We start from the raw sequence: 12961 nt of genomic DNA on the forward strand, positions 1-12961 counted from the left end.
CGGCCCCTCCTGAGGGGGTGATCGTGCTACCCCTCCCAGGGGTGATCGACCCGGTGGTCCATGCTACCGAGCAGAGCACGTTCCGCGACGTCGTGATTCCCGTCCGCGACCGGTATCACCCGATCGGGGGGATTCGTCACCGCACGAATTGGGCAAACCGAGCTGTCAGCCCCGACGCACGGACTCCCACCAGCGCTCGTCCAGCCGCCCCTCGGCCACGATCACCGCCGGTCCGGCCATCTCCACCCGGCCGTCCGGGTGCTCGGTGATGACCAGGCGGCCGCCCAGCACGTCCACGGTGTACGCGACGGCCTCACCGGTGACCGCCGGGTCGGCGCCGTCCCGGCGGATGGCGGCCACCGCGACGGCGCACGCGCCGGTGCCGCAGGAACGGGTCTCGCCCGAGCCGCGCTCGTGCACCCGCATCGCGACGTGGCGCGGCCCGCGGTCCACCACGAACTCGACGTTGACGCCCTCCGGGTACGCGCCCGCGGGGCTGGTGAGCGGCGCGGTGAAGAGGTCACCGGCGTGGTCCAGGCTCTCCACGAACGCGACCGCGTGCGGATTGCCCATGTTGACGTTCAGCGCCGGCCAGCGGCGCTCGCCGACCGCGACCTCGATGCCGTCCGGCCCGGGGAACCGGGCACTGCCCATGTCGATGGTGACGTCACCGGGCGTGCCGTCCGCGGCGGCCTCGGCGACCTTCGCGGTGAGCACCCCGGAGCGGGTGGCGACGGCCAGTTCACCGGGCTCGGCCAGGCCGGCCGCGACCAGGAAGCGGGCGAAGACCCGCAGGCCGTTGCCGCACATCTCGGCGATGCTGCCGTCGGAGTTGCGGTAGTCCATGAACCACTCGGCCCGGTCGGCCATCCCGGCGGCGGCCGGGTCCGCGGCCGAGCGCACCACGCGCAGCAGCCCGTCCCCGCCGACGCCGGCCCGCCGGTCGCACAGCGCGGCGACGGCCGCGGGACCGATCTCCAGCGCGCCGTCCGGGTCCGGGACGATGACGAAGTCGTTCTGGGTGCCGTGCCCCTTGAAGAAGGGGAGGCCACCGTGCTGGGGAGAGGATGCGCTCACCCCACCGATGGTACTGAGCCCCGCCGGACCGCTCAGCGCAGGTGGGCGACCCACCGGGCCGCTCGGCGCAGGTAGGCGACCCGCCGGACCGCTCAGCGCAGGTAGGCGACCCGCCAGACCGCGAGCGCGCAGGCGGCGAGCGCGATCAGGGTGTAGACCACGATCGCCTTCCAGCCGGCCCGCTGCGCGGAGCCGCGGCGCGGCAGTCCCGGCCACTTGTAGCCGGCGTGCCGGGCGGCCATCGCGCCCCAGCCGACCGAGGCGGCGGTGAGCAGCAGTCCGAGCATCCCGACCATGGTGGCGCGCGCCCCGGCCGAGCCGAAGGCGAGCGGGAAGGCGAACATCAGTGAACCGAGGGTGCCCAGCAGGGCGATCGGCAGCGTCTGCCACCAGCGGAGCCGGCGCAGCGGGCGGATCTCCCGTTCGTGCACCGCGCCGCCGGGCGGCGTGCGGGTGTCCAGGGCGGGCAGCGCGACCGCGTAGGAGGTCGGCGCCTCCAGTCCGGTCAGCACGGGGAGGTCACCCATCGTCGACTCGTCGAACTCCTCGGCCGGCGCGGTGACGCTCCCGCTCTGACCGGGCTCGGGGCCGGTACCCGTCGACACACGGCCTCCCCTGACTGTTCGACACGAGCGGACTCGCGGCCGGGCACGGCCGGCCCGTTCGGCCGACCCCTATGGCATCGATGATGGCATGTCCAGAGGGTGGTTCCGGGCTCGACCGGGGCCGACGGGTGATCCGTGGCCATCACGTGATCGGGCCGTGACCGCCGGTTCGTCCTGCACGGCCGCCTGCGCGCGCAGGTGCACCGCCGAATTGGCCGGATCCCGTCCTATGCGGCCGGAACTCCCTGACGCCCGATCAGTTCGAGGGATTCCGCCAGCAGCTCGACGGGGTCGGTGCCGGCCGGTCGGGAGAGCCAGTGGATCCGGTCGTCGCGGCGGAACCAGGACTCCTGGCGGCGGGCGAAGCGCTTGGTCGCGCGGACGGTCTCGGCCCGCGCCTCGTCCTCGGTGCACTCGCCGGCGAAGTGGTCGAGCACCTGCTGGTAGCCGAGCGCCCGGGAGGCGGTCCGCCCCTCCCGCAGCCCGACGGCCTCCAACGCCCGCACCTCGTCCAGCAGGCCGGCCTCCCACATCCGGTCGACCCGCAGGGCGATCCGCTCGTCCAGCTCGGGGCGCGGCACGGCGACCCCGATCTGCACCGCGTCGTACACGGCGGTGTTGCCGGGCAGGTTGGCGGTGAACGGCTGCCCGGTGATCTCGATGACCTCCAGTGCGCGGACGATCCGCCGCCCGTTGCCGGTGAGGATCGCCTCGGCGGCCGCCGGGTCCAGTTCGGCCAGCCGTCGGTGCAGCGCGTACGGGCCGACCTGCGCCAGCTCCGCCTCCAGCCGGGCCCGCACCTCGGGGTCGGTGCCGGGGAACTCCATCTCGTCGATCGCGGCCCGGACGTACAGCCCGGAGCCGCCGACGAGGACGGCGGTGCGCCCGGCGGCGAGCAGGCGGTCGATCTCGGCCCGGGCCAGCCGCTGGTACTCGGCCACGCTGGCCGCCTCGGTGACGTCCCAGACGTCCATCAGGTGGTGCGGCACTCCCCCGCGCTCAGCCACGGTGAGCTTGGCGGTGCCGATGTCCATGCCGCGGTACAGCTGCATCGAGTCGGTGTTGATCACCTCGCCGTCGAGGCTGCGCGCGACGGCGACGGCCAGGTCGGACTTTCCGGCGGCGGTCGCGCCGACGATCGAGATGACGCGCGGGGTACGGAGGATGCTCACCGTTCCAGTCTCCCAAAACCCGTTCGGTACCGGAGACCGGGCTGCCACCGGCCCGCTTCCGCGCGACGATATGACTGCCTCCGGGACCGCTTCCGGTCGTTTCCCCAGTTGGCGCCCGGTTTGCGAACGCTTCGGCGGACCGGGACGTTGGGCAGAGGACGGGGATGGACGGACGGACGACAGGGAAGGGTGAGACCGCCATGGGTCTGATGGACAACCTCAAGGGCAAGGCCGAGGAGCTCAAGGAGAAGGCCAGCGAGCTCGCGGGCAAGCACAGCGACCAGATCGAGAAGGCCGTCGACAAGGCCGGCGGCGCGATCGACAAGGCGACCAAGGGCAAGTACAGCGACAAGATCGAGCACGGTGCGGGCAAGGCCAAGGACGCCGTCGGCGACTTCGCCCACAAGCCCAAGCCCGGCGACGACGGACAGCCGCCGCGGTCCTGACCCGCCCGGGCCGCCGCGGTCCTGAGCCGCCCGGGCCGTCCGGTCCTGAGCCGTCCCCGCCCGACTGGCCCCGGCCCCGGCCCCGACCCCGGCCCCGACCCTTGCCCCGGGTCCGGGACTAGGACCAGGAGGCCACGAAGTACCCGACCCCGTACGGTGCGTCGCGGTAGCCCAGCCGTCCGGTGAGGCCGGCGCCCTCGGCGGCGCCGGCGAGCACCTGCCAGGGTGCCCGGCCCTCGGCCTTGAGTTCGGCTGCCAGGCCCGCGTCCAGCGCGGCCAGGGCGGGCAGGTCGGCCGTGCCGAGGGCGTCGGCCAGCGCCGCGTCGTAGCCCTCGGCCCGCTCGTCCAGGTAGCCGGGGGCCTTCACCGAGCGGCAGGCGCTGCCGTCGCCGAGCACCAGCAGGGCGACCCGGTCGGCGAGTCCGGCCAGGCCCTGGCCGAGGCCGAGCATCCGGTCGGCCGGGGCGTCGGCGGGCACCGCGCAGGCGTGCGTCGGCAGGGTCACCCCGGCGCGCTCCAGCAGCCACGCGCCGACGGTCAGCGCGGGCGCCAGTTCCGGGCCCTCGACCCGGTCACCGGGCAGCTTGGCGACCAGCGGCACCCCGTAGCGGCGGAAGGAGCCGGCCCCGCCCTCGGTCCACACCTCGGCCTCCGGCCCGGTGCCGACCACCACGACCAGCTGCGGCCCGGCCGCGACCAGTGCTGCCAGCGCCTCGTCACAGGCGGCGCGCAGCGCGTCCAGCTCGCCCGCCGCCCCGGCGGCGACCTCCGGGACGAGCAGCGGCGGACAGGGGCACACGGCGGCGGCTACCAGCATGTGGATCACTCTAGCCCGGAAGCCGGACGGCCCGGCGGGAGCCGGAGCTCCCACCGGGCCGTCCCCGGGGCGCGTGCGTCAGTCGCCGCAGCAGGCCCCGCCCGCGGGCGCGGCGAGCGGCAGCGCGGCCGGGGCACCGATGGACGGCAGGCCGAGCATCACGCCGGCCGGCTTGTCGGCGGGCTTCGCCTGGCGTTTCTCCCAGGCGTCACCGGCCCGGGTGCGGCGCACCGCGAGCGCCGGGCCCTCGGCGAGCAGGTGGTGCGGGGCGGCGTAGGTGATCTCCACGGTCACGGTGTCGCCCGGGCGCACCGGCTCGTCCGGCTTGGTGAAGTGCACCAGGCGGTTGTCGGGGGCGCGGCCGGAGAGCCGGTGGGTCCGGTCGTCCTTCTTGCCCTCGCCCTCGGCGACGAGGATCTCCAGGGTGCGGCCGACCTGCTTCTTGTTCTCCTCCCAGGAGATCTCCTCCTGGAGGGCGATCAGCCGGTCGTAGCGGGCCTGGACGACCTCCTTGGGGACCTGGTCCGTCATCTCCGCCGCCGGGGTCCCGGGGCGCTTGGAGTACTGGAAGGTGAAGGCGTTGGTGAAGCGGGCCTCGCGGACGACGTGCATCGTCTCCTCGAAGTCCTCCTCGGTCTCGCCGGGGAAGCCGACGATGATGTCGGTGGAGATCGCCGCGTCGGGCATCGCCTCGCGGACCTTCCGGATGATCCCGAGGAAGCGGTCCTGCCGGTAGGAGCGGCGCATCGCCTTGAGCACCCGGTCGGAGCCGGACTGCAGCGGCATGTGCAGCTGGTGCATCACGGTCGGGGTCTCGGCCATCGCGGCGATCACGTCGTCGGTGAAGTCGCGCGGGTGCGGCGAGGTGAAGCGGATCCGCTCCAGGCCCTCGATCTGGCCGGCGGCGCGCAGCAGCTTGGAGAAGGCCTCGCGGTCGCCCAGGTCGGAGCCGTAGGCGTTGACGTTCTGGCCGAGCAGGGTCACCTCGATGACGCCCTCGTCCACCAGCGCCTCGATCTCGGCGAGGACGTCGCCGGGACGGCGGTCCTCCTCCTTGCCGCGCAGTGCGGGGACGATGCAGAAGGTGCAGGTGTTGTTGCAGCCGACCGAGATGGAGACCCAGGCGGCGTACGCCGAGTCGCGGCGGGTCGGCAGCGTGGAGGGGAAGGTCTCCAGCGACTCCAGGATCTCGACCTGGGCCTTGCGCTCGATCGCGGCCCGCTCCAGCAGGGCCGGCAGGTGCCCGATGTTGTGGGTGCCGAACACCACGTCGACCCAGGGGGCGCGCTTGACGATGGTGTCGCGGTCCTTCTGGGCCAGGCAGCCGCCGACGGCGATCTGCATGCCCTTGTGGCGGGTCTTGACCGGCGCCAGCTGGCCGAGGTTGCCGTACAGCTTGTTGTCGGCGTTCTCGCGCACCGCGCAGGTGTTGAACACCACCAGGTCCGGGTCGCCCTCGGGCCCGGCCTTGACGTAGCCCGCCTCCTCCAGCAGCCCGGACAGCCGCTCGGAGTCGTGGACGTTCATCTGACAGCCGTGCGTGACGACCTTGTAGCTCTTCAATCCGCTCTCACCGCTCACCAGACCAGGGTACGGGCAGCCGCGAAGGGCTTTTCCCGGAGCTTCCCGGTCCCGTTCCCGGAAGCCCCGGAGCCCTGTTCCCCGGGGCCTCCCCGTCCCGTTCCCGGATCTTCCCCGTCCCTTTCACAGGACTTTCCCCGTCCCGTTCCACTCCCGTTCGGCCGGAGCGCCTGGCAGTATCCCAGCATGACCCCCACCAACCCGTCCCGTCTCGGTGCCGCCGTCCGCACCGCGGCCCGCAGCCCGCTGTGGCGGACGGTGCTGGTGCTGGTGCTGCTGGTCGCCGGCTTCGGCGGCTGGTGGCTGTCGGCGGGCCGCTCACCCGGGTACCCGCGGGGCGAGGTCCGCTTCGCCACCGGGGTGCAGCGCGGCGTCTACGACCGGTACGGGCAGCTGCTGCAGACGCACGTCTCCCGGACGATGCCCGGGGTGCGGCTGGCCCTGGACAACACCGAGGGCTCGATAGACAACCTGACCCGGGTGATCACCGGCCGGGACACCTTCGCGATCGCCACCGCCGACGCGGTCGCCGACTACCAGGGGCTCGGCAAGGACCGGCTGAGGGCGATCGCCCGGCTCTACGACGACTACCTGCAGCTGGTGGTGCCGGCCTCGTCCACGGTGCGCCGCACCGCCGACCTCAAGGGCCTGCGGGTCGGCGTCGGCCTGCCGCAGTCCGGGGTGAACCTGGTGACCAAGCGGCTGCTGGGCGCGGCCGGGCTGGACCCGGACCGCGACATCGTCCCGGTCCCGGCCGGTGTCGGCGACGCCGCCGACGAACTGCGTGCCGGCCGGCTGGACGCCTTCTTCTGGTCCGGCGGTCTGCCGACCAGTGCGCTCACCGACCTCTCCGACCACGTCCCGATCCGGATCGTGCCGCTGGGCGACCTGTCCGAGGCCCTGCACAAGGCCGAGGGCGGCGGCACCGACGCCTACCGGGCGGCCACCATGCCCAAGGGCACCTACCCGAACGCCGAGCCGAAGGACGCGGTCGCCACGGTGGCCGTGCCCAACCTGCTGATCACCCGGGACGACGTGGACCCGGACCTGGTCGAGGGCATGACCCGCGCGGTGATCGACAGCCGCGACCAGATCGGTGCCCAGGTGCACGCCGCCCAGCTGGTCGACCTGCGCACCGCCGTCTACACCGACCCGCTGCCGCTGCACACGGGCGCGGCGCGCTACTACCGCTCGGTGAAGCCGTAGGGCCCCGCCCCGGGACCCGTCCCCGGGGTGCCCCCGACGGGCCCGCCCCCGTCAGCTCTCCGGCCGCGGCACCGCCAGCGTCACCGCGAGCCCGGTCGGCTTGACCGGCGCGAAGCCGAGCGAGCCGCCGCCGGCCGCCAGCAGGGTGCGGGCGATGGACAGGCCCAGCCCGGAGCCGTCCACGTTCTGGTGCCGCGGGCTGCGCCAGAACCGGTCACCGGCCCGTGCCAGTTCGTCCTCGGTGAGGCCGGGCCCGGCGTCGACGACGGTCACCGCGACCTCGTCCCGGCGCACCGCGACCCGCAGCCGCACCTCACTGCCGGCCGGGCTGAACTTGATCGCGTTGTCCACCACGGCGTCCAGCGCCGAGCCGAAGCCGATCGGGTCGGCCATGCCGACCGCCAGCGCCGGTCCGTCCCAGCGCAGCCCGATCCCGCGCTGTTCGGCGACCGGCCGCCACGCGTCCACCCGGGCCAGGGTGAGTTCGGCGAGGTCGGTGCGCTCCGGTTCCGGGCGGGCGTGCTCGGCGGTGGCCAGCCCGAGCAGGTCGTCCAGCACCCGGGCGAGCCGGACGCCCTCCTCCCGGACGCCGCTGAGCTCCTCCTCGTGGCCCTCGGGGAGTTCCAGGCCGAGCACCTCGACCCGCAGCAGCAGGGCCGAGAGGGGGTTGCGCAGCTGGTGCGAGGCGTCCGCGACGAAGGACTTCTGCTGGTCCATGGCGAGCACCACGTGGTCCGCCATCTCGTTGAAGGAGCGCGCCAGCCGCTGAAGTTCGGGCGGTCCGCCGCCGGGGGCGACCCGGGCGGCCATCCGGCCGGTGGCGATGTCGTGGGTGGCCCGGTCCAGGGTGCGCACCGGGCGCAGCACCCATTCGGTGAGCCGGACGGCCAGCAGCACGGCGACGATCATCGCGACGGCCTCGCCGGCGACCAGCACCAGCCACTTGTGCAGCACCCGGGTGCGCAGCGCCCCGGTCGGGGACTCGCTCAGCACCACCGCGACCACGTCGCCGTCGCGCACCACCGGGGCGGCGACGGTGATCGTCCGGTCCGGTGTCCACGGCCAGACCTGCGGCGGGTTGTGGCTGCGCCGCCCGTCCAGCGCCTCCTGGAACGCCTGGGCGCCCCAGCCGCCGACCGGCACCCGCCAGTCGGCGGGCGCGGCGGCGATCGGCAGGCCGTCGCGCTGGAAGATGGCCAGGCGGACGCCGTACAGGTCGTAGTAGCGGCGGACCTCGGCGTCGATCGAGTGCTGTCGGCTGAGGTCGCCGGGGGCGGGCCCCGGGTCGCCCTTGCGCGCGGAGTCGGCGGCGCCGGAGGTGGGCAGGTCCTGGGCGAAGCGCGCGGCGTCGTCGAGCCGGTCGACGACGACCTTGGTCTGTTCGGCCGCCGCGACCGCCGCCGCGAGCGGCAGCCCCAGGGCGGCCAGGACGCAGAGCATGAGGGCGATCAGGATGCCGAGCAGGCGGGTGCGCACGTGCGGTCAGTGCTCCGCGGGGGCGTTCGGGGCCTGGTCCGCCGCGGCGGGCGCCGGGGACTCGGGGATCAGGCGGTAGCCGACGCCGCGGACGGCCTCGACCAGGCCGGGCAGCGCGAGCTTGTTGCGCAGCGAGCCGATGTGCACCTCCAGGGTGCGCCCGTTGCCCTCCCAGCCGCTGCGCCAGACCTCGCTGAAGATCTGCTCGCGCCGGTAGACCACGCCCGGGCTCTGCGCGAGCAGGGCGAGCAGGTCGAACTCCTTGCGGGTGAGCGGCACGTCGCGGCCGTCCACGCTGACCCGGCGGCGCTCCCGGTCGATCCGGATGCCGCGGGACTCCAGCGGGCCGCGCTGCTGGGGCACGGCGTCGGGCGCGGGCGCCGACGCCGAGGAGGGGGCGGCGCCGCGGCGGGCCACCGCGTGGATGCGGGCGAGCAGCTCGCCCATGTCGTACGGCTTGGTGACGTAGTCGTCGGCACCGAGGTTGAGGCCGTGGATCCGGGAGCGGACGTCGGCGCGGGCGGTGACCATGATCACCGGCACGCCGCTGCCGGCCCTGATCCGGCTGCACACCTCGAAGCCGTCCCGGTCGGGCAGCCCGAGGTCGAGCAGCACCACCCGGTACGGCTCGTTTCCGTCCGGCACCAGGGCGTCCAGCGCCTCGTGCCCGCTGCGGGCGTGCCGGACCTGGAAGCCGTGCCGGCCCAGCACCGCGACCAGCGCGGCGGCCACGCGTTCGTCGTCCTCGACGAGCAGCAGTCGCATCCTGTTCTCCTCCTTCCCCCACGTGATCACCGGTGATCGCCGGACCGATCGGTCTGGTCCCGGTCCTGCGCAGTATGGGCCAGCGAACGGCGCGACGCCAGGTTCGACCGAGCACCGGGCTCGTGGGGGACGGGGAGCACCGGTACGGATTCCCGCTGTGACATGCCCCGTCGGCGCCCTTGCGAACAGTACGCGCCCGGCGTGTGGCCGTTTCGTGATCCTCAAGTTCCGCTCAGATCGGCTGACGGCGCGCGGTCACGGCTCCTATGGTCGGCCCACCGGGGGCTGCGGCTCCGCCGGTCGCGGCTCCCGGATTCGCACCACCATTGCCTCCCAAGGGAGTTGAGAACTTCTCGGGCAGGCACGATCCGATAACAGAGGGAGCAGGCGCGATGACCGAGAGCCCGGTCCAGGACTCCACCCCCGCAGCCGCCCCGCTGGTCGTGCTGAGCAACGTCAACAAGCACTACGGCGCACTGCACGTACTGCAGGACATCGACCTCCGGATCGCCCAGGGCGAAGTGGTCGTGCTGATCGGCCCGTCCGGCTCGGGCAAGTCCACGCTCTGCCGGACGATCAACCGACTGGAGACGATCGACTCCGGCGAGATCACCATCGACGGCCGGCCGCTGCCCGCCGAGGGCAGGGAACTGGCCCGGCTGCGCGCCGAGGTCGGCATGGTGTTCCAGAGCTTCAACCTGTTCGCGCACAAGACCGTGCTGGAGAACGTGGTCATCGGCCAGGTCAAGGTGCGCAAGGTGCCCCGCCCGCAGGCCGAGAAGACCGCCCGGGAGCTGCTGGACCGCGTCGGCGTCGGCGCGCAGGCCGACAAGTTCCCGGCCCAGCTCTCCGGCGGCCAGCAGCAGCGGGTGGCGATCGCCCGGGCGCTGGCGATGAAGCCCAAGGTGATGCTCTTCGACGAGCCCACCTCGGCGCTCGACCCGGAGATGGTCAACGAGGTGCTGGAGGTCATGCGCCGGCTGGCCGCGGACGGCATGACGATGGTCGTGGTCACCCACGAGATGGGCTTCGCCCGGTCCGCCGCCAACCGCGTGCTGTTCATGGCCGACGGCAAGATCGTCGAGCAGAACACCCCGGACGCCTTCTTCACCGCGCCGCGCTCGGACCGCGCCAAGGACTTCCTCTCGAAGATCCTCCACCACTGACGTTCCGCGACCACGCGGGGCCACCTCCGGCAACGGTGCCGGCCTGCCCTGCCCGTGCACGACTTCCAGACGCCAGAGCCCGGTTGAAACCGCGGCCCAGCCCCAGGAGAACAACCCTCATGAGGACTTCCCGCACTCTCGCCGTCGCGCTCTGTGCCGTCGCGCTCACCGCCACCGCCGCCTGTGGCAAGGACGGCACCCCCGGCGCCGCCGCCACCGCGAGCGACGCCCCCAAGCTCCCGACCTACACGGTCAAGACCGACGCCAAGATCGACTCCCCGATCATCGCCGAGGCCAGGAAGCGCGGCCAGCTGATCATCGGCGCCAAGGCCGACCAGCCGAACCTCGGCTGGGAGGACGTCGCCAGCGGCGACCGCAGCGGCTTCGACATCGAGGTCGCCAAGATGATCGCCGCCGACCTCGGCTTCACCCCGCAGCAGATCAAGTGGCAGACCCTGGTCTCCTCGCAGCGCGAGCCGGCCATCGCCAAGGGCCAGATCGACTTCTACGTCGGCACCTACAGCATCAACGACGAGCGCAAGAAGACCGTCTCCTTCGCCGGCCCGTACTACATCGCCGGCCAGGACCTGCTGGTGAAGCAGGACAACAGCTCGATCACCGGCCCGGAGAGCGTGACCGGCAAGAACGTCTGCACCGCCACCGGCTCGACCTCGATCAAGAACATCCAGCAGTACAACCCGAAGATCACGCAGTTCGACACCTACTCGGCCTGCGTCGAGAAGCTCCTCTCCGGCGAGGTCGACGCCGTCACCACCGACGACGCCATCCTCAAGGGCTACGCCTCCAAGTACACCGGCAAGCTCAAGGTCGTCGGCAAGCCCTTCACCAAGGAGAACTACGGCGTCGGCCTCAACAAGGACGACAAGACGCTGCGGGACGCGATCAGCGACGCCCTGAAGGCCCACGAGGACAACGGCGACTGGAAGAAGGCCTACGACGCGACCCTGGGCGCCTCCGGCTCCCCGGCCCCGGACGTCCCGGCCCTCGACCGCTACTGATCAGAACGCCGACCGACACCTTCTGATCGACATTCCCTGATCGACATTCCCGACCCTGATTGAGAGGAGGGCCGCCGGATGGGGTTCCTGTTCGAGGACGACAACTTCGCGTTGTTCCGAGACGGCTTCCTGCAGACGATCGAGCTGAGCGCCCTCAGCGCCCTGCTCGCCCTGCTGCTGGGCACCCTGCTGGCGGCCTTCCGGGTCTCCCCGGTGCCGGTCCTGCGCGCTTTCGGCACCACCTGGGTGACGCTCTTCCGCAACACCCCGCTGACGCTGCTGTTCTTCGCCGTCACCTTCGGCCTGCCGCCGCTCGGCGTGCACTTCAGCCACCTGGTGTTCGCGGTACTGGCGCTCGGCGGGTACACCGCCTCGTTCGTCTGCGAGGTGATCCGCTCCGGCATCAACACCGTGCCGCTCGGCCAGGCGGAGGCCGCCCGCAGCCTCGGCATGACCTTCGGCCAGACCCTCACCATGGTCGTCCTGCCGCAGGCCGCGCGGACCGTCCTGGCCCCGATGAGCAGCGTGTTCATCGCGCTGCCGAGGAACTCGGCGATCGCCGGCGCGTTCAGCGTCCCCGAGCTGTACAGCGCCCAGCAGACCTTCTCCGAGCGCGGCTACTCGATCTTCGCGATCTTCTTCTGGGTGGCCTGCGCCTACCTGCTGATCAGTGCGACGGTCGCCACGCTCTTCCGCTTCCTGGAATCCCGACTGGCGGTGGCCCGATGACCATCTTCAACCGCCCCGCGGCGGCCAGTGTCCTCTACGACACCCCCGGCCCCAGGGCCCGCGCCCGCTACCGCCTGTTCGGCGTCCTCTCCCTGATCGGCGTCGCCGGTCTCCTCTGGTACGTCGTCACCGCGCTCGCCGACAACGGCCAGTTCGACGCCGGCATGTGGGACGCGTTCCAGTACAACACCGTCCAGCAGCGCATCCTGGACGGCCTGCTGTCCACCCTGGAGGCCTTCGGCCTGGCGGCACTGTTCTCGCTGACCCTCGGCGCGCTGCTGGCCGCCGGTCAGCTCTCCGACCGCAGGCCGGTCCGCTGGCTCTGCGTCAGCATCGTCCAGTTCTTCCGGGCGATGCCGCTGCTGATCCTGATCGTCGCGCTCTACTACGCCTTCTTCGCCAAGGATCCGATGTGGGCCCTGGTGCTGGGGCTCACCCTCTACAACGGCTCGGTCCAGGCGGAGATCATCCGCAGCGGCGTCAACGCCGTCCCGCGCGGCCAGGGCGAGGCGGCGTACGGGCTCGGCATGCGCAAGACCCAGGTGATGATGTCCATCCTGGTGCCGCAGGCCGTCCGCTCGATGCTGCCTTCGATGATCGGCCAGCTGGTCGTCACCCTCAAGGACACCTCGCTCGGCTTCATCATCACCTACCATGAGCTGCTGTTCGTCGGTAAGGCGATCGCCAGCCAGCCGATCAACGCCGCCGGTTTCCCCTACATCCCCGTGGTGCTCGTGATCGGCCCGATCTACATCGCCATGTGCCTGCTGCTGACCGCGCTCGCGCGCTGGATCGAGGCACGCGGCCGTCGCGGCGCGAACCGGCGCACTTCAGCTGCTGCTTGACGCACACGCAGGTGAACTGTTGCATTGCTCTTCGTGACACCTCCCGGGAGCATCCAC

Annotated in this window: 13 protein-coding genes; 6 read left to right on the plus strand and 7 right to left on the minus strand. The window is 72.4% G+C overall.

Going from position 1 to position 12961, the window contains the following annotated elements:
• Positions 1-165 precede the first annotated feature (165 nt).
• The 3 genes from dapF to miaA form a co-directional block, all read right to left on the minus strand.
• Positions 166-1077, minus strand: a complete 912-nt coding sequence (dapF, locus tag AB0D10_RS21180; protein ID WP_360258416.1) for a diaminopimelate epimerase — start codon at positions 1075-1077, stop codon at positions 166-168.
• A gap of 92 nt (positions 1078-1169) precedes the next feature.
• Positions 1170-1682 carry a hypothetical protein gene (locus AB0D10_RS21185; RefSeq protein WP_360258418.1) on the minus strand — a complete coding sequence of 171 codons (513 nt, stop codon included), beginning with the start codon at positions 1680-1682 and terminating at the stop codon, positions 1170-1172.
• 227 nt (positions 1683-1909) lie between these two features.
• On the minus strand, positions 1910-2854 hold the full coding sequence (gene miaA / locus AB0D10_RS21190) for a tRNA (adenosine(37)-N6)-dimethylallyltransferase MiaA (RefSeq protein WP_360258420.1): 945 nt from the start codon (positions 2852-2854) through the stop codon (positions 1910-1912).
• 200 nt (positions 2855-3054) lie between these two features.
• On the opposite strand from miaA, the gene AB0D10_RS21195 reads away from it, so the two are divergent.
• Positions 3055-3300: an antitoxin gene (locus AB0D10_RS21195; RefSeq protein ID WP_360258422.1), complete on the plus strand. Its 246-nt coding sequence runs from the start codon at positions 3055-3057 to the stop codon at positions 3298-3300.
• Positions 3301-3418: 118 nt separating this feature from the next.
• Here AB0D10_RS21195 and AB0D10_RS21200 read toward each other — a convergent pair whose 3' ends face one another.
• The gene (locus tag AB0D10_RS21200; protein WP_360258424.1) at positions 3419-4117 is read right to left on the minus strand and encodes a class III extradiol dioxygenase subunit B-like domain-containing protein; all 699 of its coding nucleotides are present in this window, start codon (positions 4115-4117) and stop codon (positions 3419-3421) included.
• 78 nt (positions 4118-4195) lie between these two features.
• Positions 4196-5698 carry a tRNA (N6-isopentenyl adenosine(37)-C2)-methylthiotransferase MiaB gene (miaB, locus tag AB0D10_RS21205; RefSeq protein WP_360258426.1) on the minus strand — a complete coding sequence of 501 codons (1503 nt, stop codon included), beginning with the start codon at positions 5696-5698 and terminating at the stop codon, positions 4196-4198.
• 186 nt (positions 5699-5884) lie between these two features.
• Here miaB and AB0D10_RS21210 point away from each other — a divergent pair, with 186 nt between their 5' ends.
• Entirely contained in the window at positions 5885-6904 is a 1020-nt protein-coding gene (locus AB0D10_RS21210; RefSeq protein ID WP_360258429.1) for a TAXI family TRAP transporter solute-binding subunit, read from the plus strand.
• A 51-nt stretch (positions 6905-6955) separates the two neighbouring features.
• On the opposite strand, the gene AB0D10_RS21215 is transcribed toward AB0D10_RS21210, so the two are convergent.
• A complete protein-coding gene (locus AB0D10_RS21215) occupies positions 6956-8380 on the minus strand; it encodes a HAMP domain-containing sensor histidine kinase (protein WP_360258431.1) in 1425 nt (474 codons plus the stop codon).
• 6 nt (positions 8381-8386) lie between these two features.
• The gene (locus AB0D10_RS21220; protein WP_360258434.1) at positions 8387-9145 is read right to left on the minus strand and encodes a response regulator transcription factor; all 759 of its coding nucleotides are present in this window, start codon (positions 9143-9145) and stop codon (positions 8387-8389) included.
• Between the two features lie 392 nt (positions 9146-9537).
• On the opposite strand from AB0D10_RS21220, the gene AB0D10_RS21225 reads away from it, so the two are divergent.
• The 4 genes from AB0D10_RS21225 (at position 9538) to AB0D10_RS21240 (ending at position 12904) form a co-directional block, all read left to right on the plus strand.
• On the plus strand, positions 9538-10311 hold the full coding sequence (locus AB0D10_RS21225) for an amino acid ABC transporter ATP-binding protein (RefSeq protein ID WP_360258437.1): 774 nt from the start codon (positions 9538-9540) through the stop codon (positions 10309-10311).
• Positions 10312-10430: 119 nt separating this feature from the next.
• Positions 10431-11330, plus strand: a complete 900-nt coding sequence (locus tag AB0D10_RS21230) for a glutamate ABC transporter substrate-binding protein (RefSeq protein ID WP_360258439.1) — start codon at positions 10431-10433, stop codon at positions 11328-11330.
• 78 nt (positions 11331-11408) lie between these two features.
• Complete coding sequence (locus AB0D10_RS21235) at positions 11409-12059, plus strand: amino acid ABC transporter permease (RefSeq protein WP_360258442.1); 651 nt, start codon at positions 11409-11411, stop codon at positions 12057-12059.
• Positions 12056-12904, plus strand: coding sequence for an amino acid ABC transporter permease (locus AB0D10_RS21240; RefSeq protein WP_360258444.1), 849 nt, complete (start codon positions 12056-12058; stop codon positions 12902-12904). The genes AB0D10_RS21235 and AB0D10_RS21240 overlap by 4 nt, the downstream gene beginning before the upstream one ends.
• Positions 12905-12961 lie beyond the last annotated feature (57 nt).

This window comes from Kitasatospora sp. NPDC048545, assembly GCF_040651155.1.
Lineage (GTDB): Bacteria > Actinomycetota > Actinomycetes > Streptomycetales > Streptomycetaceae > Kitasatospora.

Bases quoted from the DNA above. Each gene is read 5' to 3' on its own strand.
- AB0D10_RS21200 (WP_360258424.1), bottom strand. From the start codon at position 4,117: ATGCTGGTAGCCGCCGCCGTGTGCCCCTGTCCGCCGCTGCTCGTCCCG.
- AB0D10_RS21230 (WP_360258439.1), top strand. From the start codon at position 10,431: ATGAGGACTTCCCGCACTCTCGCCGTCGCGCTCTGTGCCGTCGCGCTC.
- AB0D10_RS21240 (WP_360258444.1), top strand. From the start codon at position 12,056: ATGACCATCTTCAACCGCCCCGCGGCGGCCAGTGTCCTCTACGACACC.
- AB0D10_RS21195 (WP_360258422.1), top strand. From the start codon at position 3,055: ATGGGTCTGATGGACAACCTCAAGGGCAAGGCCGAGGAGCTCAAGGAG.
- AB0D10_RS21225 (WP_360258437.1), top strand. From the start codon at position 9,538: ATGACCGAGAGCCCGGTCCAGGACTCCACCCCCGCAGCCGCCCCGCTG.
- AB0D10_RS21210 (WP_360258429.1), top strand. From the start codon at position 5,885: ATGACCCCCACCAACCCGTCCCGTCTCGGTGCCGCCGTCCGCACCGCG.
- AB0D10_RS21235 (WP_360258442.1), top strand. From the start codon at position 11,409: ATGGGGTTCCTGTTCGAGGACGACAACTTCGCGTTGTTCCGAGACGGC.
- AB0D10_RS21220 (WP_360258434.1), bottom strand. From the start codon at position 9,145: ATGCGACTGCTGCTCGTCGAGGACGACGAACGCGTGGCCGCCGCGCTG.